Source organism: Sorangium sp. So ce693 (assembly GCF_051521375.1).
Classification (GTDB): domain Bacteria; phylum Myxococcota_A; class Polyangia; order Polyangiales; family Polyangiaceae; genus Sorangium; species Sorangium atrum.
Genome location: NZ_CP150347.1, coordinates 10013931 through 10039257 on the forward strand (window position 1 = coordinate 10013931; position 25327 = coordinate 10039257).

The 25327-nt window shown below is 71.7% G+C and carries 21 protein-coding genes; 15 read left to right on the forward strand and 6 right to left on the reverse strand.

The genetic code is table 11. The features are described from left to right. Positions 1-58 precede the first annotated feature (58 nt). Both WMF14_RS37440 and WMF14_RS37445 read left to right on the forward strand, forming a co-directional pair. Positions 59-1261, forward strand: coding sequence for a YcbK family protein (locus tag WMF14_RS37440; protein ID WP_437794159.1), 1203 nt, complete (start codon positions 59-61; stop codon positions 1259-1261). A 259-nt stretch (positions 1262-1520) separates the two neighbouring features. Next, complete coding sequence (locus WMF14_RS37445) at positions 1521-3578, forward strand: PrkA family serine protein kinase (protein WP_272104360.1); 2058 nt, start codon at positions 1521-1523, stop codon at positions 3576-3578. 244 nt (positions 3579-3822) lie between these two features. On the opposite strand, the gene WMF14_RS37450 is transcribed toward WMF14_RS37445, so the two are convergent. Both WMF14_RS37450 and WMF14_RS37455 read right to left on the reverse strand, forming a co-directional pair. Beyond that, complete coding sequence (locus tag WMF14_RS37450; RefSeq protein ID WP_272104359.1) at positions 3823-4086, reverse strand: hypothetical protein; 264 nt, start codon at positions 4084-4086, stop codon at positions 3823-3825. Between the two features lie 33 nt (positions 4087-4119). Next, complete coding sequence (locus WMF14_RS37455; RefSeq protein ID WP_272104357.1) at positions 4120-4875, reverse strand: PP2C family protein-serine/threonine phosphatase; 756 nt, start codon at positions 4873-4875, stop codon at positions 4120-4122. A gap of 133 nt (positions 4876-5008) precedes the next feature. On the opposite strand from WMF14_RS37455, the gene WMF14_RS37460 reads away from it, so the two are divergent. Continuing rightward, positions 5009-6184, forward strand: a complete 1176-nt coding sequence (locus tag WMF14_RS37460; RefSeq protein ID WP_437794162.1) for an FIST signal transduction protein — start codon at positions 5009-5011, stop codon at positions 6182-6184. Between the two features lie 103 nt (positions 6185-6287). On the opposite strand, the gene WMF14_RS37465 is transcribed toward WMF14_RS37460, so the two are convergent. Then, positions 6288-8687 carry a serine/threonine-protein kinase gene (locus WMF14_RS37465; protein ID WP_272104354.1) on the reverse strand — a complete coding sequence of 800 codons (2400 nt, stop codon included), beginning with the start codon at positions 8685-8687 and terminating at the stop codon, positions 6288-6290. Between the two features lie 115 nt (positions 8688-8802). Here WMF14_RS37465 and WMF14_RS37470 point away from each other — a divergent pair, with 115 nt between their 5' ends. The 6 genes from WMF14_RS37470 to WMF14_RS37495 all read left to right on the forward strand — a co-directional run bounded on the left by WMF14_RS37470 (position 8803) and on the right by WMF14_RS37495 (position 16509). Continuing rightward, the gene (locus WMF14_RS37470; RefSeq protein ID WP_437794164.1) at positions 8803-9858 is read left to right on the forward strand and encodes an ABC transporter ATP-binding protein; all 1056 of its coding nucleotides are present in this window, start codon (positions 8803-8805) and stop codon (positions 9856-9858) included. Beyond that, positions 9855-10661: an ABC transporter permease gene (locus WMF14_RS37475; RefSeq protein ID WP_437794166.1), complete on the forward strand. Its 807-nt coding sequence runs from the start codon at positions 9855-9857 to the stop codon at positions 10659-10661. Before WMF14_RS37470 ends, WMF14_RS37475 begins: the two co-directional genes overlap by 4 nt. Positions 10662-10666: 5 nt before the next feature. Then, positions 10667-11452, forward strand: coding sequence for an ABC transporter permease (locus WMF14_RS37480; RefSeq protein WP_437804379.1), 786 nt, complete (start codon positions 10667-10669; stop codon positions 11450-11452). A gap of 123 nt (positions 11453-11575) precedes the next feature. After that, complete coding sequence (locus WMF14_RS37485) at positions 11576-13483, forward strand: PAS domain-containing protein (RefSeq protein WP_437794169.1); 1908 nt, start codon at positions 11576-11578, stop codon at positions 13481-13483. A gap of 67 nt (positions 13484-13550) precedes the next feature. Next, entirely contained in the window at positions 13551-14699 is a 1149-nt protein-coding gene (locus tag WMF14_RS37490) for a prohibitin family protein (protein ID WP_437794171.1), read from the forward strand. Positions 14700-14853: 154 nt separating this feature from the next. After that, positions 14854-16509, forward strand: a complete 1656-nt coding sequence (locus WMF14_RS37495) for a delta-60 repeat domain-containing protein (protein ID WP_437794174.1) — start codon at positions 14854-14856, stop codon at positions 16507-16509. 78 nt (positions 16510-16587) lie between these two features. Here the strand turns inward: WMF14_RS37495 and WMF14_RS37500 are convergent, their stop codons facing one another. After that, positions 16588-17406 (reverse strand): EI24 domain-containing protein, encoded by an 819-nt coding sequence (locus WMF14_RS37500; protein ID WP_437794176.1) that lies wholly within the window; start codon positions 17404-17406, stop codon positions 16588-16590. Between the two features lie 140 nt (positions 17407-17546). Then, on the reverse strand, positions 17547-18512 hold the full coding sequence (locus WMF14_RS37505) for a hydrogen peroxide-inducible genes activator (RefSeq protein ID WP_437794179.1): 966 nt from the start codon (positions 18510-18512) through the stop codon (positions 17547-17549). A 135-nt stretch (positions 18513-18647) separates the two neighbouring features. On the opposite strand from WMF14_RS37505, the gene ahpC reads away from it, so the two are divergent. Continuing rightward, positions 18648-19211: an alkyl hydroperoxide reductase subunit C gene (gene ahpC, locus WMF14_RS37510; RefSeq protein WP_272104338.1), complete on the forward strand. Its 564-nt coding sequence runs from the start codon at positions 18648-18650 to the stop codon at positions 19209-19211. An 83-nt stretch (positions 19212-19294) separates the two neighbouring features. Further along, positions 19295-20857 carry an alkyl hydroperoxide reductase subunit F gene (gene ahpF, locus WMF14_RS37515; RefSeq protein WP_437794182.1) on the forward strand — a complete coding sequence of 521 codons (1563 nt, stop codon included), beginning with the start codon at positions 19295-19297 and terminating at the stop codon, positions 20855-20857. 43 nt (positions 20858-20900) lie between these two features. Here the strand turns inward: ahpF and WMF14_RS37520 are convergent, their stop codons facing one another. Then, positions 20901-21803 carry a LysR family transcriptional regulator gene (locus tag WMF14_RS37520; RefSeq protein WP_437324800.1) on the reverse strand — a complete coding sequence of 301 codons (903 nt, stop codon included), beginning with the start codon at positions 21801-21803 and terminating at the stop codon, positions 20901-20903. 148 nt (positions 21804-21951) lie between these two features. On the opposite strand from WMF14_RS37520, the gene WMF14_RS37525 reads away from it, so the two are divergent. The 4 genes from WMF14_RS37525 (at position 21952) to WMF14_RS37540 (ending at position 25325) form a co-directional block, all read left to right on the forward strand. Then, entirely contained in the window at positions 21952-22575 is a 624-nt protein-coding gene (locus tag WMF14_RS37525) for a glutathione S-transferase family protein (RefSeq protein ID WP_437794186.1), read from the forward strand. Continuing rightward, on the forward strand, positions 22572-23573 hold the full coding sequence (locus tag WMF14_RS37530) for a flavin-nucleotide-binding protein (protein WP_437794188.1): 1002 nt from the start codon (positions 22572-22574) through the stop codon (positions 23571-23573). Before WMF14_RS37525 ends, WMF14_RS37530 begins: the two co-directional genes overlap by 4 nt. A 133-nt stretch (positions 23574-23706) precedes the next feature. Continuing rightward, the gene (locus WMF14_RS37535) at positions 23707-25191 is read left to right on the forward strand and encodes a sensor histidine kinase (protein WP_437794190.1); all 1485 of its coding nucleotides are present in this window, start codon (positions 23707-23709) and stop codon (positions 25189-25191) included. Beyond that, positions 25188-25325, forward strand: a complete 138-nt coding sequence (locus tag WMF14_RS37540) for a hypothetical protein (protein WP_437794193.1) — start codon at positions 25188-25190, stop codon at positions 25323-25325. The genes WMF14_RS37535 and WMF14_RS37540 overlap by 4 nt, the downstream gene beginning before the upstream one ends. The last annotated feature ends 2 nt before the right edge of the window (positions 25326-25327 follow it).

Consider the following 25327-nt stretch of genomic DNA (forward strand, 5'->3'; position numbering starts at 1 on the left):
TCGCCCGCCCGCTGGGTGAGCTACCTTCCTCGCCCGACTCACGCCCCTCGTCGATCCCATGCCGGCAACGTCCCGCGCCGCCGTCCACAGCCTCGCGACAGCCCTCGGCCTCGCTGCGCTGCTCGTTGCCGCCCCCCAGCGCGCCAGCGCCAGCCTGCTCGACGAGCCGCCGAAGCGCGCGAGCTTCAACCTGAACGAGACGGTCGCGCCGGAGCTGCCGCTCCTCCGCGCCTTCCACAACGCCGCCGTCGAGCGGCCTGGACCGTTCCGGCTCTACCTGAGCAGCGCCTACGGGAAATGGCGGGAGCAGCCGTGGTGGCAGCTCGCCTGGGGCGGCGCGCGGCCGGAAGCCGCGGACGCGCTCGGCGAGCACGCGCTCGCCTCCCCTGGCCTCGGCTCCACGGCGTTCGCGAGCGCCGGCTCTCCCTTCATCCCCTTCGATCCGCCCGGCACCCTCCGCATCGATCCGGCCGCGCCGGCGTGGTTCCGCCCGCTCGATCCGATCCTCGGCCCGCCGGTGCTCGCGACCACGGGGCCGAGCCTCTCCTCGAACGGCTTCGATCTGCTCTGGGATCTGCCGAAGAAGCAGCCGCTCGACTGGCGCTGCCGCAGGGGTCCGGTCCAGTTCGCCCGGTACGGCGGCCAGCACGACGCCTTCGAGCTGGTGCGCTGCGACGGATCCGTCGCGCCCGGCGCGCTGGATCGCCTGTCGATCATGGCCCGTCCGCCCGACGCGCCGGACCCGGGCGCAGAGCTCCCCGATGAGCCCGACGCCGACACCTGGCAGCGGGCGCTCGAGTGGGTGCCCCAGGTCCGCCTCGTCCACCCGCGCCTGCTCTGGCTGCTCCAGCAGATCGCCGACGCCTTCCCGCGCCGCGGGATCCACATCTTCAGCGGGTACAGGCCGCGCGCGCCGACGACGCGCGACGCGCCGGCCGCGCGCAGGCCGGCGTCCGGCACGCACCACAGCCAGCACGCCGAGGGGCGCGCCATGGACATCCACGTGATGGGCGTCCCGAACACCGCGCTCTTTCAGTTCTGTCGCACGCTCGACGACGTGGGCTGCGGCTTCTACCCGAACAGCAAGTTCGTCCATGTCGACGTGCGCCGCCCCGGCGCCGGGCGCGTCTTCTGGATCGACATCTCCGCCCCCGGCGAGCCGTCGGAATACGTCGACTCCTGGCCCGGCGTCGTCGAGAGCGGCGGGCTCTCCTGGGGAGGCGCGCAGGGAACGCGCTCCGGCGGGGCCGTGCCTCGCTGACGTCGCCTCCCCGCGGTCGCCCTCGCACCTCACACCTCGACCCGCGCGACCGGCCGCTCCGCTGCGCGCTCCCGTTCCGGATGATGGAGCGCGCCTCGGGGCGCGGTGACTTGCCTCCCCGCGATCGGTGTTAAGCTTGGCTTCTTCCCCCTGGGCGCGCGACGCGAGACGGGGGCGGAGCTCGGCGAGCCGAGATCTGTCCCTGCACCTCCGGCGGCAAAGGCCGCCCCGCGGTCGCCCTGGAGAAAAAGGGTGCGAAATGGGCGAGTTGCGGACAGGGATGGTTGAGAAGATCGCGGCGATGCAGGACTTCGCGCTCTACCGCGATCTCGCGTGGGAGGGCACGTTCGAAGAGTACCTCCAGATCGTGCGCCAGAACCCGCAGGTGACGCGCAACGCGTTCCAGCGGGCGTACGACATGATCATCCGCTACGGCATCGAGGAGTACACGGACAACAAGAAGAAGCTCATCCGGTACAACTTCTTCAAGGACGAGATGCACGGCGGCGCCGACGCCGTGTACGGGCTCGACATCCCGCTGATGCGGCTCGTCCACGTGCTCCGGGCGGCCTCGGAGGGGTACGGCCCGGAGAAGCGCGTCATCCTGCTGCACGGCCCGGTCGGCTCGTCGAAGTCGACGATCGCCCGGCTCCTCAAGAAGGGCATCGAGCACTACTCGACGACCCCCGACGGCGCGCTCTACACGTTCGACTGGGTGAACCTCGACGACGTCGGCATGGCCGGGACGGAGAGCGCCCGCTTCAAGTGCCCGATGCACGAGGAGCCGCTGCGCCTCGTCCCGCCGGCGTGGCGCGACCGCGCGTTCCGCGAGCTCGGCCTCTCGAGCGCGCAGCACCACGTCCGCACCGAGGGCGACCTCGACCCCGCGTGCCGCTTCATCTTCAACCGCCTGATGGACAAGTACGGCGGCGACTGGTCGAAGGTGATGCAGCACGTGCGCGTGCGCCGCCTCGTGCTCAGCGAGAAGGACCGCGTCGGCATCGGCACGTTCCAGCCGAAGGACGAGAAGAACCAGGACTCGACCGAGCTCACGGGCGACATCAACTACCGCAAGATCGCGGAGTACGGCTCGGACTCGGACCCGCGCGCCTTCAACTTCGACGGCGAGTTCAACATCGCGAACCGCGGCATCGTCGAGTTCATCGAGGTGCTGAAGCTCGACGTCGCGTTCCTCTACGACCTGCTCGGCGCGTCGCAGGAGCACAAGATCAAGCCGAAGAAGTTCGCCCAGACGGACGTCGACGAGGTCATCATCGGCCACACCAACGAGGCCGAGTACAAGAAGCTCCTGAACAACGAGTTCATGGAGGCCCTCCGCGACCGCACGATCAAGATCGATATCCCGTACATCACGAAGGTGTCCGAGGAGATCCGGATCTACGAGAAGGACTTCAACAAGGAGAAGATCCGCGGCAAGCACATCGCCCCTCACACGCTCGAGGTCGCCGCGATGTGGGCCGCGCTCACCCGGCTCGAGGACCCGAAGAAGCACAACCTGTCGCTCGTCCAGAAGATGAAGCTCTACGACGGCAAGGTCCTGCCCGGCTACACGCAGGACACCGTGAAGGAGCTCCGCAAGGAGGCGTCGCGCGAGGGCATGGAGGGCATCAGCCCCCGCTACGTGCAGGACAAGATCTCGAACGCGCTCGTCAACGACCTCGGCGAGGGGACGATCAACCCCTTCATGGTCATGAGCGAGCTCGAGAAGGGCCTCCGGCACCACTCGCTCATCACGAACGACGAGCAGCGCAAGCGCTTCACCGAGTGCATCGGCATGGTGAAGCGTGAGTACGAGGAGATCGTCAAGAACGAGGTGCAGCGGGCGATCAGCGCCGACGAGGACGCGATCCAGAAGCTCGCCGCGAACTACATCGACTCGATCAAGGCCTACACCCTGAAGGAGAAGGTGAAGGACCGCTTCACCCGCGAGGACGTCGAGCCCGACGAGCGGCTGATGCGCTCGATCGAGGAGAAGATCGACATCCCCGAGAACCGCAAGGACGACTTCCGCCGCGAGATCATGAACTACATCGGCGCGCTCGCGGTCGACGGCAAGAAGTTCGAGTGGCACACGAACGACCGGCTGCGCCGCGCCCTCGAGCTCAAGCTGTTCGAGGATCAGAAGGACGCGATCAAGCTCCAGACCCTCGTGTCGAGCGTCATCGACAAGGAGACGCAGGAGAAGATCGACATCATCAAGACCCGGATGATCAAGTACTTCGGGTACAACGAGGTCTCGGCGCGCGACGTGCTCGACTACGTGGCCAGCATCTACGCGCGCGGCGACACGAAGTGACCCTTCGCGGGGGCGCGGCGCGCGAGGCGCCGCGCCGCCTGCCCCCCATCAGTCACCAACGTGAACGTGAACGTTTACGTGGTCGTGGTCGTGGTCGTGGTCGTGGTCGTCAACGGTTGGCCGTGAACGACCACGACCACGGCCACGACAACGTAAACGACCACGACCACGACTGCGTAAACGTTCGGATGTAGGAGAACGCGGCGGGAGGGCTTGGCTAGCGCCTACGAACCGCGCGCGAGGCTCAGCCTTCGCGCCTGAGCCTCGCGAGCTCGCGCTCCAGAGAGGCCACCGTCCGCTTGAGGTCGCGGACCTCCTCGACGGTCGCGAGGCCCATCGCCTTGGCGAACGTCTCCTTCTGCTCCGCGGTGAACGAGGAGACCCGGCCGGGCACGCTCATCGCCGTCATGAACAGCCGCATGAACCGCTCGTCCTGCATCAGCTTCGCCACGTTCGGGTTCGCGGCGAGCTTCATGCCCTCGGTGACCAGTCTGTCCTTCAACGCCATCCGGGCAGCGTAGCCGACTTTCGCGCGGGCGCGTCAGCCCACCTCGACCAGCACCGCCGTGATGTTGTCCCGCCCCCCGCGCCGATTCGCGAGGTCGATGAAGAGGTCGACCGCCACGTCGCCGCCCTTCGAGGCGATGCTCGCGACCTCCTCCTCGGCGTGGAGATACCCGTGCAGCCCGTCGGAGCAGAGCAGGTATCGATCGCCCTCCTCCACGGCGACGATCGAGGTGTCGACCTCGACGTAGTCCCGGTTGCCGACCGCGCGCGTGATCACGTTGCGGTGAGGCGAGCTCTTGGCCTCGTCGACGGAGATGAGGCCGTTCTTGATCTGCCACGCGATCAGCGTGTGATCCTCGGTCATCTGCACCGCGGTCCCGTTGCGGACCTGGTAGATGCGGCTGTCGCCCACCTGGCCGGTCACGAGCGCGCCGCCGACGATGAGCGCCGCGCTGATCGTCGTGCCCATGCCGCTCTTGTCGCGATCGAGCTCGGCGATCGCGAAGACCATGTACGTCGCCGCCTGGATCGCGCCCTCGAGGATGCGCAGCACGGCGCGCGCCTTGGGCTGCGTCAGCGGCTCGTTCGGATCGCCGATGGCAGGAAGGCCCCGCTTCACCATGCCGTAGATCGTCTCGACCGCCTCGGCGCTCGCGACCTCGCCGGCCGCGTGCCCGCCCATGCCGTCCGCGACGATGTAGAGACGGAGCTCATCGTCCCGGAAGAACGCATCCTCATTGGCGCGCCGGTGGCGCCCGACATCGGTGCGGCCAAATGATTGGATCCTCATCGAGCTTGCCCGGTCCTTCGCTCGCCGTCCCGTGAGGAAATCCCCGAGGCGCCGGCGCGACTGTCGCACGATAAACTTCTTCAGCGTGGCCTGTCGAGTGGTCGGAGGCTCGGTTAGGATGGGCGAGCCAGCCATGGCACGAAGCTTCTCCGCGACCTGTGGGCCGGATGGCCTTCTCCAGCACCTGGCCGACCTGCGCAGCGCAGTCCCGTCGCCGTCGGGCGGCGTCGTCTTCGTCTCCGGACAGCTCGCCCAGCGCGCCTCGGGCGTCGCCGAGCTCGTCCGTAGCGCCTGGCGCGGCGTCCCGGCCTGCGTCGTGCCGGCCGCGGGCGTGCTCAGCGAGCGCGGCGAGATCGAGGGGGACACCGGCGCAAGCGGCGTGCTGTGGTCCGGCGGGCGGGTCACGCCCTTCGCGCTGCCCGAGCGGGCCGAGGAGCCGAGCCGCCTCCTGGGGGAGGCGCTCGCCCGCGCCGTCGGCCAGCGCTCCGCGACGGCCATCGTCTTCGCCCGGCCCGGGGCGTTCGCGCCCGAGCGGCTCGAGGCGCTCGCCCTGTCCGCGCCGAGCGCTTGCCTGTTCGGCGCCGGGACGGCCTCCGGCTCCGCCATCGGCGTGACGGCGCAGGGCGAGCTCATCGAGGGCCCGGCGACGGGCCTCGCCATCACCGGGTTCGCGCCGCCGCTCGTCGACGCCTCGACCGCCGCCAGGCTGCTCTCCGGCTTCCACCGCATCGACGACGCGAGCGGCGGCGTCGTGCTGCGCGCCGGCGGGCGGCCGGCGCTCGACCTGCTCTCCGCCGCGACCGCCACGCTCGGCGAGCCGCCAAGCGCGCAGCAGCTCATCCTCGCCGCGCTGGCCGACCCGCCGCTCGATCCGCCGGGCGCGCCGGGCGCCGACCGCGGCGACGCCGCCGAGGCGGCAGCGCCACGTTACGTGCTGCGGCCGGTCCGCGGCATCGATCCCTCGCGGCGGGGGCTCCTGCTGGGCGACGAGGCGAGGCCCGGCACGCGCCTCGCGTTCGCGGTCCGCGACGCCGCCGTCGGCCGCGCCGGGCTCGAGGGGATCGCCCGGCAGGTGTCCCGGAGCGCGCTCGGGTCGGCCCCCCGCTTCGCGCTCTACCTGACCTGCGCCGGGCGCGGCCAGGGCCTGTACGGGACGCCCGACGTCGAGGCGCGCATCCTGCGCCAGCGCTTCGCCGACCTCCCGATCGCCGGCATGCACTCGAGCTTCGAGATCGCCCCCTGGGCCCGGGGCCAGGCGAGGCTCGCCCTCTACACCGGCGTGCTCGCGCTCTTCCGCGCGCCGAGCTGAGCGCTTTTCTACACCGGCGTGCTCGCGCTCTTCCGCGCGCCGAGCTGAGCGCGCGCCGAGCTGCGCGCCGCGGCGCGCCTCGGCGCTCGCAGCGCGCCGCGCCTCAGCGCTCGCGGTAGACCGCGACCACCGCGGAGGCCCGCCGCTGCACCGCCGCGTGGACGGCCGCATACCGCGGCTCGTCGCGCAGGGACGCGAGGACCGGACAGCGCTCGAGCCAGATCAGATCGAACAGGCCGTCGGCCAGCGAGAGCTCGAGCGCGGTCAGCGCGAGCTCTCGCTGGCCGAGGAAGGCCGCGAACTCCGCCTGGAGCTGCCGGATGAACGACGTGCGCCGCAGCGCCGTGACGGGCGGGCGCTCCCCCTCGACCTGCACGGGCCGGACGTCCAAGAGCCGCCCCTCGATGAGGTCGTCGATCACCTGCGCGAACGGCGTGGGGAGGTCCGGGAAGGCCTCGCTCACGCGCTTCTGGGAGAGCTTCTCGACCACCTCCGGGTCGCGCTGCCAGAGCACGCGGCGCATCCGCAGGACGGTGTAGCCCGATCCGCTCCCCACCGTCGGATGCGCCCGGATCACGTCGTCGGCGTCCGACCACCTGCCCAGCAGCGTGTACGCGCGCGCCAGCGCCTGCGCCGCCAGCACCACCTCGGGATCGCGCGCCAGCGCCGACCGCGCGCGCCGCGCGCCCTCCTCGAAGGCGCCGCACTCGAGCAGGATGTGGCCGATGAGGCCCTCCGCCTCGGCGTTCCCCGAGCGGCTCGCGAGCGCCGCCTTGAGCTCCCGCATCGCGCCGACCACGTCGAGGCGCTGGAACCGCACCGACGCCATCGCGAGCCGCGCGTCCGGCAGCCCGGGCGCCGCGGCGACGGCGCGCGACGCCGCCTCCGTGGCCAGCTCCCCGCCGCGGTCCGTGAAGAACCAGAAGCGGCAGCGCGCGAGCGCGTAGGCCGACAGGATCATCGGATCCTCGGGCGCGCGCGAGAGCGCCTGCTCGAACAGCGCGATCGCCCGCTCCTGGTGCTCCGGCCAGAACCTGCGGTACTCGTGGCGCCCGCGCAGGAACAGGTCGAGCGCCACGGGATCGCTCGGCGCCGTGCGGTTCGGCGCGGCCCCGTCGAGCGTCAACGCCTCCGCGACCGCCTCGGCCACCTCGTCGTTGATCCGCAGCACCTCCGCCTCGGGGCGATCGAAGCGCTTCGCCCACAGCTGGAACCCGTCGGCGACGCTGATGAGCCGCGCGTTGATCCGCACCGTCCCGTCGCGCCGCCGCACCGAGCCCCCGACGACCACCTGCACCCCGAGCTCGCGCCCGATCTCGCGCGGATCGAGCTCGGAGGACGATCGCCGCCCGAGCGCCCCGCGCGGCCTCACCCGGAGGCCCGGCGTCATCGAGAGCGTGTCGACGAGATCGTCCGTCAGCTCCTCGGCCAGGTACGCGTCCGACGCAGGTCCCTGGTTCGCGAACGGCAGGACCACGACGCTCTTGCCGCCGTGCTCGGCCACCCCGGAGCTCGCCCCCGGGGTCACCCCGGAGACCGCCGTCCGCCCCTGCGGCGGCGTGAACGCCGGCGGCGTCGCCGTGGCCGGGCGGGTGAGCGAGGCGAGGTCGTGCACGACGCTCTCGACGGACGCATACCGGTCGTCGCGCTCGCGCGCCATGCAGCGGAGCACCACGCGCGCGAGCGCGTCGGGCAGGTCGGCGCGCCGGAGCCGCGGATCCGGCGGGTCGGCGAAGAGCCGCGCCGCGGCGACGGCGAGCGGCGCGTCGCCCTGCCACGCGCGCTCACCCGTGAGCATCTCGTAGAGCATCGCCCCGAGGGCGTAGATGTCGGCGCGCGCGTCGACGTCGTCGGCACCCTGCACCTGCTCGGGCGCCATGTACGCCGGCGTCCCCATGACCGCGCCCAGCGTCTGGCCCGCCTCGCCGCTCGCGACCGCGCGCGCGATCCCGAAGTCGGTCAGGACAATGCGCCCGTCGCGCCCGAGCAGCACGTTGTCCGGCTTGAGGTCACGGTGGATGACGCCGGCCCGGTGCGCGGCGTGGAGGCCCGCGCAGACGCCCTCCACGACGTCCAGCGCGCGGCTCACGCCGAGCCGCCGCTCGCGCGCGAGCAGCGCGGCGAGCGGCTCGCCGTCGACGAACTCCATCGTCAGGAACCGGTCGCCCTCGTGCTCGCCGATGTCGAAGACCCGCGCCACGTTCGGGTGCGTCACCTTGCGCGAGAGCCGCACCTCGCGCCGGAACCGATCGGTCACCTCCGGCGCGACGCTGAGCTCGCGGCGCAGCACCTTGACCGCGACGAGCTCCTCGAGCTCCAGGTCGCGGGCGCGGTACACGCTGCCCATCCCGCCGATGCCGACCAGCCCGAGGAGCTCGTACCGGCCTGCGAGGACCTGCCGCGGGCCGGTCGCCACGGCGTCCGCGGGGTCGGCCGCTTGCCGCGCGCCGCTCGCCGCGAGCGGAAGGTCGTGGATCGTGTCGTCCTTGAAGCTCTGCGGCATAGGGGAATTCCGGCGGCCGTTGCCCCCCGCGTCACGAGGTTAGCCCACGGGATCGGCCGGTCGAGCGCCGACCGTCGCGGGAGCTCCAGCACGGAGGTGCTAGTCTCCGCCGCCCATGGCAGAGGCGTCGAGCTCCATCGTGGTGGAGTCGCTCTCCAAGACGTACCAGGTCCACGAGCGCGCAGCCGGCTTCTCGGCCACCGTGCGCTCGCTCTTCCGGCGCCGCACCAAGGCCGTCCACGCCGTCGAGGACCTCTCGTTCTCGATCGCCCCCGGCGAGCGCGTCGGCTTCCTCGGCCCGAACGGCGCCGGGAAGACGACGACGCTGAAGGTGCTCTCCGGGCTCCTCCACCCGTCGGGCGGCAAGGTCGAGGTCGCTGGCTTCGTCCCGCGGCACCGTGAGCCCGATTTCCTCAAGCGGATCACCCTCGTGATGGGGCAAAAGCAGCAGCTGCTCTGGGACCTCCCGCCCGCCGAGACCTTCGCGGTGAACCGAGCGATCTATGGGATCGGCGACGCGGATTTCAAGGAGACCCTCGGTGAGCTGGAAGACCTCCTCGGCATCGCCGAGATCGCGACGAAGCCGACGCGGCAGCTCTCGCTCGGCGAGCGCATGAAGTGCGAGCTGGCGGCGGCCCTGCTGCACCGGCCGGAGATCCTGTTCCTCGACGAGCCGACGATCGGGCTCGACGTGGCCATGCAGCTCGGCGTCCGCGAGTTCATCCGCCGCTACAACGAGCGGCGGCGGGCGACGATCGTGCTCACGTCCCATTACATGGACGACGTGGCGGCGCTCTGTCCGCGGGTCATCGTCATCGACAAGGGCAGGCTGCGCTACGACGGCGACCTCGCGGCGCTCGTCCGCAGCATGCGGCCTCACAAGCGGATCGCGCTGCACTTCAAGAACCCTGTCGACCGGGCGCTCCTCGAGCGGGTGGGCGCCGTCCTCTCGCTCGATCCTGGCCACGCGGTGCTGCAGGTCCCGCAGGCGGAGCTGCGCGAGGCGATGTCCTGGCTGCTCGGCCGCACCGACATCGCGGATCTCACGGTCGAGGATCCTCCCCTGGAGGAGGTGATGCGCGAGCTCTTTTCGGGCGTGGAGCCCTCGGTGGGACCGGAGGGCATGCCGGAAGGCGAGGCGGCCGGCTCGACGGGCGGGGCGGCGTCATGAGCGGGTTCTCTCGGGCCGCCCGGGCGTTCCCGACGCTGCTCCGCGTCGGGATCGCGGCCGCGCTCGCGTACCGGGCCGAGATGCTGATCTGGATGCTCACGACGACGATGCCGCTCGTGAGCCTCGCGCTCTGGTCGGCGGTGGCCGCGAGCGCGCCGGTCGGCCGCTTCGGGCCGCGCGACTTCTCCGCGTACTTCCTGGCCATCCTCATCGTCCGGCAGCTGACCGGCTCGTGGCTCGTCTGGGAGATGAACATGGACATCAAGAGCGGCGCCCTCTCGCAGCGCCTGCTCCGGCCGATCCACCCGCTCTTCTCGTACGCCGCCGAGAACCTCGCCGCGCTGCCGCTCCGGGCGGCGCTCTGCTTGCCCATCGCGGTCATCGCGCTCGTCGCGACGTCGGGCGAGCGGTTCCAGCCGACGGCCCTCGAGCTCGGGCTCTGGGTCGTCTCCCTCGTCGGCGCCTGGGCGATCAACTTCTTCACCATGGCGCTGATCGGCTCGCTGGCGTTCGTCATCGACAGCTCGACCGCGGTGTTCGAGGTCTACCTCGCGGCCTTCATGGTGCTCGCCGGCTACCTCGTCCCGATCGAGCTGTTCCCCTCGTGGCTCGCCGATCTCGCGCGGGTCCTGCCGTTCCGTTACAGCCTCGCGTTCCCTGTCGAGCTCATCACCGGCCTGCTCGACCCGGGCCGCGCGCTCACCGAGCTCGCGGTGCAGTGGGCCTTCGCCGCCGCGTCCGCCGCCGCCGCGCTCGTCGCGTGGCGCGCGGGGGTCCGGCGGTTCTCGGCGTTCGGCGGGTGAGCGGCGTGCGTTACCTCCGGTTGCTCGCGACGCAGCTGCGCGTGTCGATCGCGCTCGGGATGCAGTACCGGTGGGATTTCCTGCTCGGCGCGGTGATGACCGTCGTGTGGACGGTGGTCGGGCTGGTGCCGCTCCACATCGCGCTCGTGGCCCGGCCGCCGGTGCAGGGCTGGACGTACGAGCGGGCGCTCGTTGTCGTCGGGTGGTTCACGCTGCTCAAGGGCATCCTCGAGGGGGCCGTGAACCCGTCGCTCATCAGCGTGGTCGACCAGATCCGGAAGGGCACGCTCGACTTCACGCTGCTCAAGCCGGCCGACGCGCAGTTCCTCGTCTCCACGGCCCGGTTCGAGATCCGCAAGGTCGTGGACGCCGCGGCCGCGGTGGCGATCTTCGCCTACGCCTTCGCCCAGATGGGGCGCGCCCCCGCGCCTGCCCACGTCGCGCTGGCGCTCGGCCTGCTCGTGACGGCGACGCTGGTGCTCTACTCCATCTGCATCCTGGTCATCTCCGCCGCGTTCTGGGTCGTGCGCCTCGACAACCTGGCCTACCTCTTCAACTCCATCTTCGATTTCGCGCGCTGGCCGGTCACGATCTTCACCGGCTTCTGGCGCGTCGTCTTCACCGTGATCGTCCCGCTCGCGCTGATGACCACGTACCCGGCGGAGGCGATGCTCGGCACCATCGCCCCGCGCACGGCCGCCGCCGCGGCGCTCGGCGCGCTCGTCTTCGGCGCCGTCGCCCGCGGCGTGTGGAAGCGCGCGATAGGCCGGTATACATCGGCGTCGAGCTGAGCGTCGCCAGGGCTTCCGGCGAGCGGCGCGCTGCGTTAACGTCACACGATTGCCCTCCGGGTGCGAGGAGGACTACGGACACCGGGGAGAAGCGCGGGATCGGGACATCGGGAAGGAGACGCGGTGAAGGACGGAGGGCTGACGCTCGAGGAGTTGGGTCGGAGCATCGTCGATCTCGCGATGACCGAGGACGTGATACGCCGCCAGGCGATCGCCCTCCTCCCGGTCGGGCGCCGCGAGGAGCGAGAGCTCGAGGTCCTCGGCAGGCCGTCGCGGCTCACGATGGACTTCGAGGTCGGCGACCCGGCGGCGACGCGGAGCATGAGCGGCGCGTTCGATGTCGCGATCCCGCACGCCGTGACGGTGCGGGTCGACGCGGAGGGAGAGGCGGAGGAGCACCGGCTCGACGTGACCCTCACGCTGCGCATCACGCCGAGGCCCTGCGCGCCGCTCGGGATCTTCCTGGACGTCGCGGAGCTGTCGGCGGAGTCGGTGAGGTTCGCCGAGTCGCGGGCCTCCGCGAAGGACTACCTGCGCGGCCGGATCGCGGAAGAGGTGCGGAGGGAGCTCCTCCGCCTCGTGCGCGCGCGGATCGCGGAGAGCCGCGCGGACCGCACGCTCGACCTGGAGGAGCCGCTTCTCCGCGCGCTCGGCGACGCCTCCTGGGCGGGGCAGGAGGAGGCGGAGGAGCCCGACGGGCGGGACGCGCCGCCGCCGAGCCGGGTGCGCGGGGCAGGCGGCCCGGCGAGCGGGGCTGTGCTGCTGGACGCGCAGCTCAGCGACCTGGACGCGCAGCTGCGGTTCTTCGGGAACGCGATGCCCCTCCAGGTGTGGACCGCGCGCCCGGACGGCCAGCTGAACTTCGTGAACCGGGCCGTCCTCGACTATTTCGACCGCACGGAGGAGCAGATGATCGGCGAGGGCTGGCTCGCGGTGCTGCACCCGGACGACGTCCCGAAGACGGTGGCGGCGTGGACCCGGAGCCTCACGACGGGCGAGCCGTACGACACGGAGTTCCGCCTGCGGCGGGCGAGCGATCAGACGTACCGGGAGCACGTGGTCAGCGCGCTGCCGCAGCGCGACGCGGCGGGGAACATCTTCCGGTGGATCGGCGGCACCACCGACGTGGCCGAGCTGCGCCGCGCCGAGGCCGCCCTCCGGAGGAGCGAGGCGCGCTACCGGCTCTTCGCGGAGGCGTCGAACGAGGGCGTCTGGTTCTGGAACATCCGCGAGGACACCGTGGAGTGGAGCGATCGCATGCTCCAGATGATCGGCGTCCGCCGAGAGGCGTGGGGCGGGACGTTCGCGAGCTTCTTCGCGCGCGTGCACCCCGACGACCAGGGGCCGGTGCAGGCCGCGCTGAGGGCTCACCTCGAGGAGCGGCGGCCGTTCGAGGTGGAGTACCGGCTGCGGCGCGAGGACGGCGAGTACCGCGACGTGTTCGTCCGCGGCATGGCCGAGTGGGACGACAACGGCGTGCCGTTCCAGATGGCGGGCGGCGCGACGGACATCACCGAGAAGAAGCGCCAGCAGGCGGTGCTGAACGAGCGGCTCGAGATCATCGAGCAGCAGCAGGAGGCGATCCGGGCGCTGTCGACGCCGATCATCGAGGTCTGGAGGGGGGTGCTGACGATGCCGGTCCTCGGCGTCCTCGACGAGGAGCGCGCGCAGCAGATGATGGAGGTGCTGCTCGAGGCCGTGGCGCGGACCCGCTGCCGTCACGCGATCATCGATCTGACCGGGGTGAGCGCCGTGGACGCGGCCACGGCCGATCACGTGCTGCGGCTCATCGACGCCGTGGCGCTGCTCGGGGCGCAGGGCATCGTCGTCGGCATCCGGCCCGAGGTGGCGCAGACGGTGGTGTCGCTGGGGCTCGATCTGTCGAACATCAAGACGCTCTCGAACCTCCGGGAGGCGCTCCTCTTCGCGATGCAGTCGAGCGGGGTGTCGGTCAAGCGGCGGCGCAGGCGGAGGGCGGGGCGCGAGCGCGCGGACGACGCGAAGGGGACGCGCGATCCGCGCGACGGCTGATCGGCACAGGCGGCGCGAGCGCGCTCGACCTCCTCGTAAGGAGCGGCGGTTGAGGTAGAACCTCGCCATGGCGAAGATCCCCTCCTCCATCAAGCTCGGCGGCCAGGGCGGCGTCGCTGGCGCGCTGCGCGGCGTCGCGCTCGGCCTCGTGCTCCTCGTGGCGATGCTGTTCGTCGCGTGCACCACGGTGACGCGGATCGACGCCGCGCACGTGGGCATCCGGGTCAAGCTCGCCGGCTCGAACCGCGGCGTGAGCGACATCCCGGTCGTGACCGGCTGGGTGTTCTACAACCCGCTCACCGAGCAGATCGTGCAGTTTCCGACGAGCGTGCAGAACGTGGTCTGGACGGCGTCGACGCACGAGGGCCGAACGGTCGACGAGTCGATCACGTTCTCGTCCTCCGAGGGCGTCAACGTCGGCGCGGACATCGGGATGTCGTTCCACATCGAGCCGGACAAGGCGCCCCACCTGTACCTGCGCTTCCGCGAGAACGACCTGATGAGGCTCGCCGACCGCTACGTGCGCAACGCGGTGCGCGAGGCGTTCAACTCGGTCGCGTCGAAGATGCCGGTCCAGGAGATCTACGGGTCGGGCAAGACGAGGCTCATCCACGACGTGCAGAAGGAGCTCGAGCAGGTGCTCGAGAAGGACGGCATCCGGATCGATCAGCTCACGATCAACGGCGCGCTGCGGCTGCCCGAGAACGTGGCCGCGGCGATCAACCAGGCGATGGAGGCGACGCAGAAGGCGATCCAGGCCGAGAACCGGGTGCGTCAGGTGAGGGCGGAGGCCGACCAGGCGATCGCGACGGCGCGCGGCGCGGCCGAGTCGGCGCGGGAGCGGGCCCGCGGCGAGGCGGACGCGCTGCTCATCCGCGCGCGCTCCGAGGCCAAGGCGAACACGATCATCCGGCTGTCGACGACGCCGGCGGTGCTGCAGTACCGCGCGCTCGAGCGATGGAACGGGCGCCTGCCGGCGATGAACCAGGGCCCGCTGCCGATGCTGACGTTCGACATGAAGAGCGCGCTCGACAAGGACGCCGAGCAGAAGCTGGCCGAGCTGCTCGAGGAGACGGCGCCAGGGGGTGATGCGGCGGCGGCTCCGGGGTCGGCGCCGGCTGGCGGGGCGGCGACGGGCGCGGGCGGCGACGAAGCCGACAAGGGCGCGAAGCCCGCGGAAAAGCCGGCTGGGCAAGCGCCGGCCGGCGCGCCCTGAGCAGCTCCTGGTCCGGGTTGACGTCGCGAGGGGGGGTGCGACGATGGCGGCAATGCGTCCTCGCTGGCGGCTCGCCGCCTTACTCCCGCTTCTGTGCGTGCCCTCGCTCCCGCTCGCTCTCGCGGGCTGCCAGCAGATTCTGGGCATTCATGACGTGAGCGACGATCGCGACACCGTCAGGCCCGACGGCCAGACGTCTCAAGGGAGCGGGGGCGCGCCCTCCGGGGTTGGCGGCGGCGGCGATGCCAGCGGCGGGCTCGGCGGCGGCGAGGCAGGCGGCGGCGGTCACGGCCCTGACGTCATGGATCTCGCGCTCGTCGTCCTGACGCCCAACGTCACGGTGCCTCTCGGGGGGAAGAACCTTGTCGAGATCGAGATACGCCGTACTGGCGGCTTCGATGGCGAGGTAACCGTGGCGGCGGTGAGCCCTCCTGCGGGCCTCGTCGTCAAACCCGTCACGATCGCCGCCAAGGAGACGAAGGCCGAGATCGTGGTAGGCGCCGAGGCGCCGCTCGCCCTGGGCAACACGCTCTCCTTCTCCCTGAAGGCGAGCTCCGGCGCCCTGGACAGCACCGCCTCCGTGACGAACGCGCTCGTGACCGGCCGCCCGGGCTCCCTGGACGCCACGTTCGGCGTGGCGACCGGCATCGCGCCGGTGCGCTTCGGGAACGACGACGGCGGCTATTTCACCGATATCGAGGTGGTCGGCGAGCGGATCGTCGCGACCGGCTGGGGCATCGGCGGCCTCGGCGGCTCGTCGATGAAGATCGCGCGCTTGACCAGCGCCGGCGTGCTGGATCCCGACTTCGCCGGCGGCGCCTTGGTGTCGACGAGGATCGGGAGCAGCTCGGGCGCCGAGGCCCAGTCGTTCGCGGTGGGGCACCAGGTCGACGGCAAGATCATCGCGATGGGCTGGCACGAGACCCCGGAGCCGCGTGACATCGCCCTCTGGCGCGTCGGGGCGAACGGCGCGACCACCGACCCGGAGTTCGGCAACAACGGCAAGGCGCTGGTCGATACGGGCGGCGAAGAGACGGTCGTGGACGGGCTCGTCCTTGCCAACGACAAGATCCTCGTCGCTGGCGCTCGCGACGCGCGCATGATGGTGGCGCGCATCTCCTCGAATGGGAGGCTCGACACCGCCTTCGCCGCGCCGAACGGCTTCTGGGCGCTCGACCGCGCCTCCACCGCGAGGGCGGTGGCGGTCGACCGCGAGGGCCGGATCCTGGTCGTGGGCGAGGTGGACGCGGGGGGCCAGTCCGACGGCATCCTCGCCCGCTTCCTGGCCAGCGGGCAGCCCGACACCACCTTCGGGACCGGCGGCCAGCAGGTCTTCGGTGCATCCGCGATCAGCGAGCGCACGGCGGCGGTCGCCGTCCTCGACGACGGCCGCATCCTCGTGGGCGGCAGCGCCGGCAAGGACGGGGGCGCCGACTTCGAGGTCCGCCGCTTCCTCGAAGACGGCGCGGCCGACCCGAGCTTTGGCGCGTCGGGCGTCGTCTCGCTCCCCATCACCGACGGCGACGACGTGGCGCAGGACGCCATCGTGCTCCCCGACGGCCGGATCCTGGTCGTGGGCAATGCGACCGGCGGCGCCACGCCTGGGCCGGTGCTCGCGCGCTATCTGCGCGACGGCAGGCTCGATCCCAACTTCGGGGTCGGCGGAGTGCTCTCCCTGTATGTCGGCGACTCGGGCGGCATCCAGCGGGCCGCGGTCTACCCGGGCCAGAAGGTCGTGATCTGCGGCGAGAACCAGGGGGGTGTGCCTGGTCCAGGGACGTACGGGATCGTGGCGCGCCTCTGGATGTAGCGGCAGCGCGACGGACATCCCCGCTCCGGGGCGAGGGCGCGCCGGACCGGATCGTGGTCAGTCACGGCTCATGGCCAGTCACTTCGTGGCCTCCCACCGCTCCAGCGTGACGACGAGTCGAGCCGCCCCGAGGACGCCGGCCGGGAGCACGAGGAGCAGCGCGCAAGGCAAGAACGAGAGCAGCGCGAGGCCGGCGCCGAAGCCCATCACCGCGGCGAGGTTCCGGCGCACGAACTCGATCCGCGCCGCCACGGGCACGCCGCGGATCGACAGCGGGCAGTCGCAGAGGTCCCAGGCCCCCGCGAGCGCCGTCACCGCGAGCTGGAGCGGGACGACGACGACGTTCGCCGGCGCGAAGAGCAGACCCACGACGCCGAGGACGATGAGGATCGGGAGCGTGAAGGCGAGCGCCACGAGCGACGACTGCAGAGCGCGCCACATGTCCGCGAAGAAGCCGACCTCCGGCCACAGGGGCGCCCCGAGATCGGCCTCGGCCCTGCGCACCATCCGCTCCAGCGCGGTCCCCGAGAGCGGCTTCGCGAGCCCGAACGAGATCACGAGGGCGGCCACGAGCACCACCGCGAGCGAGAGGATCCGCAGCACGACCATGAGCACGGTCCAGGGCCACCCCGTCCCCGGCTCCCTCACGATCAGCTCGACGAGCGAAGGCGCGAGCTTCACGCCGACGATGGAGAGCACGACCATGAGCACGAGCGCGATGCCCGTGGGGACGAGCGCGAGCGGCCAGAGGTCCGGCGTGCGAAGGAGGTAACCGTAGCCGCCCAGCATGGCCTTGAGGCCTGCGCCGAAGCCGGGGCGCTCGAGCGGGACGAGCCCCGCCGGCGGGCGCTGCGCGGGCGCCGTGAGAGAGCCGCGGGGAGCGTCGGGGGTGTTCATCCGGCCACGAACGTCCCAGCGGTCGTGCATCCGGTCAACACCTTCCGCGCGCTGGCATCCGCCTCTGGACGAGCTGCCGCCTGCCGTGCAGTGAAGGCTGCCTCATCGTCGATGCGTGGATGACCTCCGGACCTGCCTCGTCAGCCCTCGGGGAGCAGCGGATCGAGCACGCTCCCGCCCGGGGGCGAGGGCCCGAGCGCGCGGCGGAGGTGTTCGCGGATCGCGGCCGCGAGCGCCTCGGTGACACGTTTGCGCAGCTGGGTCCGCGACGTGACGAGCCCGATCTCCCGGAGCGGGATCGGCCGGGCGAGGGGCCGCACGCGGTCGCGGCGCTTGTCCGGGGGCAGCCCCTGCGCCACCAGCGCGGGCAGCACGGTCGCTCCGAGCCCGGTGTCGACCAGGCCGATCAACGTCTCGAAGCTCCCGCTCTCGAGCTGAACACCGCGCGGGGGCCTCGCCTGGCCGCTCCTGCAATACGAGAGCACCTGGCTCCGGAAGCAGTGCCCCTCCGGGAGCACCCACAGCTCGCGATCGCTGAGGTTGGCCTGCGTGACCGTCTTGCGGTCGAGCAGCGGGTCGCCCTCGGGGAGATAGGCGACCATCGCCTCGTGTCCGAGGGGCGTCTCGCTCAGCCCCGGAGCGTGGAGCGGCGTCGCAGCGAGCCCCGCGTCGAGGGTGTCGGCGGCGAGCCGCTCGATGATCTCCTCGGTCTTCAGCTCCTCGATGAACAGCTCGACGCGCGGGTGCGCCTTCACGAAGGGATCGAGGAACAGGGGCAGCACGGTGGGAGCGAGGGTCGGGATGATCCCCAGCCGGTAGCGCCCCGCCGGAGCGTCGTCGCCGGCGACGATCTGACCGAGCCGCTCCGTCTCCCGGAGGATCTCGCGCATCTGAGCGATGGCGCGCGCCCCCTCCTCGGTCACCAGGACGGGCTTCTTGCTGCGGTCGAACAGCACGATTCCGAGGAGCTCCTCGAGCTTCTGGACCTGCATGCTGAGCCCGGACTGCGAGACGTGGCAGCGCTCGGCCGCGGTGCGGAAGCTGCGGGTCTGCTCCACCGCCACGGCGTAGCGGAACTGCGTGAGCGTCACCTGCTCGAGGTCCATGGCCCGCGGAGTATCACAAAAAGTGAACGATTCATAAAATCGTTCGATTGGCACCGCCGGCGCAGAACGACCACGTTGCCTCTCGCTGGCGCGGAGGCACGAGACGCCCCCGCCCCGAAACGAGGAAACAAGAGAATGTCGCTCATCAACACCCGCATCAAACCGTTCAAGGCCACCGCGTTCCACCAGGGGAAGTTCGTGGACGTCTCGCACGAGTCGGTCCTCGGCAAGTGGTCGCTCTTCGTGTTCTACCCCGCGGACTTCACCTTCGTGTGCCCGACCGAGCTCGAGGACCTCGCGGACCTCCACGGCGAGTTCCAGAAGCTGGGCGTCGAGATCTACGGCGTCTCCACCGACACGCACTTCGCGCACAAGGCGTGGCACGACACGTCCGCGGCGATCAAGAAGGTCAAATACCCGCTCGTCGGCGATCCGACCGCCACCCTCTCGCGCAACTTCGGCGTGCTCATCGAGGAGGAGGGCCTCGCGCTCCGCGGCTCGTTCCTCGTGAACCCCGACGGCGTCATCAAGGTCTACGAGATCCACGACCTCGGCATCGGCCGCAGCGCGGCGGAGATGCTCCGCAAGGCCAAGGCGGCCCAGTACGTCGCCGCGCACCCGGGCGAGGTCTGCCCGGCGAAGTGGGACGAGGGCGCGAAGACCCTCAAGCCGTCGCTCGATCTCGTCGGCAAGATCTGAGGCGTCCGGGCGTCGCCTCGCGTGGCGCGGCGACGCCCGGCATCTCTCGTGACTCGCTCGTATTCGCCGGAAGGAACGCAGCCATGCTCGAAGACTCCATCAAGACCCAGCTCCGCGACGTCCTCGGACGGCTGACCCGTCCCGTCGCGGTCACCGCCTTCGTCGACGACTCGCAGGGGTCGGAGGAGATGCGCGCGCTCCTGCGCGACGTCGCGAGCGCCTCGTCCCTCGTCGAGCTCCACGAGCGGCGCGAGGGCGAAGGGCGCACGCCGTCGTTCGGCATCCACTCCCCTGGCGAGGAGCCGCGCGTGATCTTCGCGGGGCTCCCGCTCGGTCACGAGCTCACCTCGCTGATCCTCGCGCTCCTGCACGTCGGCGGCTATCCGCCGAAGGTGAGCGCAGAGGCGCTCGAGCAGATCGCGCGGCTCGACGGCGAGCTCCGGTTCGAGACCTACTTCTCTCAATCGTGCCAGAACTGCCCCGACGTCGTGCAGGCGCTGAACCTGATGGCGGCCAAGAACCCGAGGGTTCGCCACGTCGCCGTCGATGGCGCCCTCTTCCGGGGCGAGGTCGAGCAGCGGAAGGTCATGGCCGTGCCGACCGTCTTCCTGAACGGCGAGCCCTTCGGCCAGGGTCGGATGGAGCTCGCGCAGATCCTCGCCCAGCTCGACGACGGCTCCGCCGTGAAGAAGCGCGTCGAGGCGCTCGACCAGCGCAAGCCGTTCGACATGCTCATCGTCGGCGGCGGGCCCGCCGGCGCTTCGGCGGCCATCTACGCGGCGCGCAAGGGCCTCGACACAGGCATCGTCGCCGAGCGCTTCGGCGGGCAGGTGATGGACACCCTCGCCATCGAGAACCTCATCTCGGTCGTGGAGACCGACGGGCCCAAGCTCGCGGCGGCGCTCGAGCAGCACGTGCGCGCGTACCCCGTCGAGCTCATCAAGCACGAGCGCGTCGAGTCGATCACGCCCGGCTCGCCGTTCGAGCTGCGCCTGGCGAGCGGCGCCACGCTCCGCGCGAAGAGCGTCGTCCTGGCGACGGGCGCCCGGTGGCACGACATGAACGTCCCCGGCGAGGCCGAGTACCGGACCAAGGGCGTGACGTACTGCCCGCACTGCGACGGACCGCTGTTCAAGGGAAAGCGGGTCGCCGTCATCGGCGGCGGCAACTCCGGCGTCGAGGCGGCGATCGATCTCGCGGGCGTGGTCGGCCACGTCACCCTGCTCGAGATCGCCCCCGCCCTCCGCGCCGACGCGGTCCTCGTTCGCAAGCTCAAGAGCATGCCCAACGTCGAGATCATCACCCGCGCGCGCACGACCGAGGTGGTGGGCGACGGGCAGAAGGTCGTCGGGCTCCGCTGGGAGCACACAGAGACGAAGGAGCAGAACCAGATCGAGGTCGAGGGCGTGTTCGTGCAGATCGGCCTCCTCCCCAACACCCGGTTCATCAAGGGCACGGTGGAGCTCAACGGCCTCGGCGAGGTCGTCGTCAACGACCGCGGGCAGACGTCGGTGCCCGGCCTCTTCGCCGCCGGCGACATGACGACCACGCCGTTCAAGCAGATCGTCGTCGCCCTCGGCGACGGCGCGAAGGCCGCCCTCGGGGCCTTCGAGCACCTCATCCGCGCCACCGCGCCGGCCGACTGAGCACCCTCCGGGTGAGCTCGCTCGACGGGCTGCGATCACGAGCTCAGCAGCTCAGCCACGCCTCGGACCGGAGCCGCTCGACAAGGAAATCGACGAACGCGCGCACCCTGGCCGCCGCCCGCCGGCCCTCCAGATGGACGACATGGATGGGGACCGGCGGGGGCTCGTGCGCAGCGAGCACGATCGAGAGGCGCCCGGCGCGCACCTCCGGGCCGATCTGATACGAGAGCACCCGCGCGAACCCCCGCCCGGCCACGGCCGCCGCGATGGCGACGTCGGCGGTGTTGACGAGGAGCTGCGATGTCGGGAAGACACTCTCGACCCGTGAGCCCGACCCGAACGACCACTCCTCGGGTGAGCCCGTCGGCGAGAAGCCGATCGTGTCGAGCCGCGCCAGATCGGCCGGCGCCCTGGGCTCGCCCCGCGCGGCCAGGCACCCCGGCGACGCGCAGACCACGCGCCGCACCGAGCCGACGCGGATCGCGCTGAGCGACGAGTCCGGGAGATGGGCTATCCGGACGGCGACGTCGAGCCCCTCATCGAGCATGTCGACGATGCGGTCGACGAGCAGCGTCCGCGCCGACACGCGCGGATGGAGAGCGAGGAAGTCGAAGAGGGCCGGCGCGACGAACATTCGCCCGAACAGGACGGGCGCCGTGACGCCGATCTGCCCTCGCAACGCGGTATGGGACCCGGCCGCGGACGCCTCGGCCTCCTCGATCTCGCCGAGGATCCGCTTGCAGTCCGCGAGGTACCGGGCGCCCGCCTCGGTCAGGCGGACGACGCGCGTCGTGCGGTGCAGGAGCCGCGTGCCGATGCGCTCCTCGAGCGCAGCGATGGCCCGCGTCACCGCCGGCGGCGACATGGACAGCCGCCGCGCGGCCGGCGCGAAGCCCTCCTCCTCGGCGACGGCCACGAACACGCGCATGGAGTCGAGGCGATCCATCAGATTATTCCATTTTCTGAAATGGTCCCTTGTCAAGGACGACCATTACCCATGACTACGGGAATGGGCATCCTGGCTCGGCGAGCGCGGGAGGCCCACGCGGGCTGTTCCGCTCTCCGCTGACATCCACAGCCGAAAGGACCCCTCGATGACCCTCCCTGCCAGCCCCATCCGCCTCTACCGCTATGCGCTCTCGGGACACGCGCACCGCGTGGAGCTGTTCCTGTCGCTGCTGCGGCTGCCGTTCGAGAAGGTCGACGTCGATCTGAAGGGCGGCGCGCACAAGTCGCCCGAGTTCCTGAGCAAGAACGCGTTCGGTCAGGTGCCCGTGATCGAGGACGGCGACGTGACGCTGGCCGACAGCAACGCGATCCTCGTGTACCTGGCGACGCGGTACGACCCGTCGGGGCGCTGGCTCCCGCGCGATCCGGTGGCGGCGGCGCACGTGCAGCGGTGGCTCTCCGTGGCCGCCGGGCAGCTCGTTGTGGGGCCCGCGGCGGCGCGCGCCGCGAGCGTGTTCGGCCGCAAGCTGGATGTCGAGCAGGCCAAGGGGATCGCCGCGCAGCTCTTCGCGGTGATCGACCAGCACCTCGCGAACCAGCGCTTCCTGGCCGGCGACGAGCCGACCCTCGCGGACATCGCGATCTACACGTACACGGCGCACGCGCCGGAGGGCGGCGTGTCGCTGGATCCGTACGGGAACCTGCGCGCGTGGCTCGCCCGCGTGGAGGCGCTGCCCGGCTTCGTGCCGATGAAGAAGGCGCTGTCGTGACCTCCCTGCCCGGGTGGACAAGGGAGGGCTCGCCCTATCACCCGGGCGAGATGGCCATGCAGGCGCGGGCCGGGGCGCGCGAGCGCGCCGAGAAGGCCGGGCGCCGGATCATCCGGGACTTCATGCCCGACCAGCACCGCGAGCTGTTCGCGCAGCTGCCGTTCCTGCTCGTCGGGGCCCTCGACGCAGGGCGCCGGCCGTGGGCCTCGATCGTCGTGGGGCAGCCGGGGTTCATCTCGTCCCCGGATCCGCGGACGCTCGCGGTGAAGGCTCGCCCGGGAGCCGGCGATCCGCTCGGCCCGCACCTCGTGGCCGGCGCGCCCGTCGGCCTCCTCGGCATCCAGCTGGAGACCCGCCGCCGAAACCGGATGAACGGGACGATCAGCGCGGCCGACGAGCAAGGCTTCGTGGTCGAGGTCGGGCAGAGCTTCGGCAACTGCGCGCAGTACATCCAGGCGCGGGAGCCCGAGCTCGTGAGGGCGCCGGAGGCGGCTTCCGCGCCCCCGGCGCTGGCGGAAGGGCCGGCGCTGTCCGCCGGCGCGGCGGCGCCGATCCGCCGCGCGGACACGTTCTTCATCGCGACCGCGGCGCCGGCCGCGCGGGGAGGCGACGCGATCGAGGGCGCCGACGTGTCCCACCGGGGCGGCAAGCCGGGCTTCGTGCGCGTGACCGAGGAGGACGGCCACACCGTCCTGACCTCGCCGGATTTCACCGGGAACTCCATGTTCAACACGTTCGGCAACCTGGCGATGAACCCGCGCGCCGGGGTGCTCTTCGTCGACTTCGCCTCGGGCGGGGTGCTGTCGCTGACCGGCGAGGCCGAGGTGCTCTGGGACGGGCCGGAGCTCTCGGCCTTCGCCGGCGCCCAGCGGCTCCTGCGGTTCCACGTGGCCGAGGGCGTCTGGCGGGAGGGCGCGCTGCCGCTGCGCTGGTCGGCGCCGGTGCCCGCGCCGCAGCTCGCGGCGACGGGCTCGTGGGAGGACGTGGAGCGCAGGTGACGCCGCGGCCCGCGGGGGCCCGTCCAGGGGAGTTTTGCCCCATCGGGGCGATCCGGGGCGGGCCCGGGGCGGCCGGCGTGCGGACGCGCACCTTGAGAACGCGTACGCGTCCTGCATCCTAGCCGGCGACCCCATGCGGCTCGCCAGCAAGCTCACCTTGGCCCTCGTCCTCGTCATGTGCGCGGCGCTGGGCCTGTACGGTTACCTCTCCGTCCGGCGCGAGCGGGCGCTCTTCGAGGCGGACATGCGGCGCGACGAGCACCTCATCGGCATCGCGCTCCGCGCGGCGGTCGTCGAGACGTGGCGCCGGGACGGGATGGGCCAGGCGCTCCAGATGCTCGACGAGATGAGCGAGCGCGAGGATGGCGTGCGCTTCCGCTGGGTGTGGCTCGACGCGCCGGCCGGGGATCGCTTCGCGCCCGCGCTGCCCGCCGCCGAGATCGCGGAGCTCTCGCACGGCACCGAGGTGTTCCGGCTCGAGCGCGAGGGCGACAAGAGCGGGCGCTTCTACACGTACGCGCCCGTCGCGGTGGAGCCCGGGCGCGCCGGCGCCATCGAGATCTCCGAGTCGCTCGAGGAAGAAGAGACGTACGTCCAGGCGAGCGTGGTCAACACCGTGGTCACCATCGTCGCCCTCGCGGCGCTGAGCGGGCTCCTGGCGATGACCTTCGGGCAGGTCCTCGTCGGGCGCCCGACGCGGCGGCTCGTGGACAAGGCGCGGCGGATCGGCGAGGGCGACCTCGGCGGGCCGCTGCTCCTGCCGCAGCGCGACGAGCTCGGGCGGATCGCCCACGAGATCAACGCGATGTGCGAGCACCTGGCCGAGGCGCGCGAGCGCGCGGCCCGCGAGACGACCGCGCGCATCGCCGCGCTGGAGCAGCTCCGGCACGCGGATCGGCTCACCACCGTGGGCAAGCTGGCGTCGGGGCTCGCGCACGAGCTCGGCACGCCGCTCAACGTGGTGGGCGGCCGCGCCAAGATGATCGCGCGCGGCCTGCCGCAGGAGGAGGCGGCGGAGAGCGCGCGCATCATCGCCGAGCAGGCGGACCGGATGACGAAGATCATCCGGCAGCTGCTGGACTTCGCGCGCCGCCGGGTGGCGCAGAAGGCGCCGGCCGATCTCGCGCACATCGCGCGGCAGACGCTGGCGCTCCTGGAGCCCCTCGCCCGGAGGCGGAGCGTGACGCTCCGCCTCGACGAGGCGGCCGGCGGGGCGGCGCACGCCGAGGTGGACTCGGGGCAGATGCAGCAGGTGCTCACGAACCTCATCATGAACGGCATGCAGTCGATGAAGCGGGGCGGCGAGCTCACCGTGCGGGTGGAGCGCGCCGAGGCGCGCCCGCCGGCCGACCACGGCGGCGCCGCGGGTGAGCACGTCGCCGTCCGGGTGACCGACGGCGGCGAGGGGGTCGCGCCGGAGAACATCCCCCGCATCTTCGAGCCGTTCTTCACCACGAAGGACGTCGGCGAGGGCACGGGCCTCGGGCTGAGCGTGTCCTACGGGATCGTGCGCGAGCACGGCGGCTGGATCGAGGTGGAGAGCGAGCTCGGCAAGGGCTCGACGTTCACTGTGTACCTCGCGCCGAGCGGGCAGGATGGCGCGGATGGCGCAGGATGACGCGCGCCCGGAGGCCGCGGGCCGAGGGCGAGGGCGCGCTCGCCGGGGCGGCCGCCGCGCCGCGGCTGGCCGCGGGCGATGCGCTGTATTACGCGAGCTATCGAGGAGAGGTGGCGGGCGAGCCATCGAGGTGAGG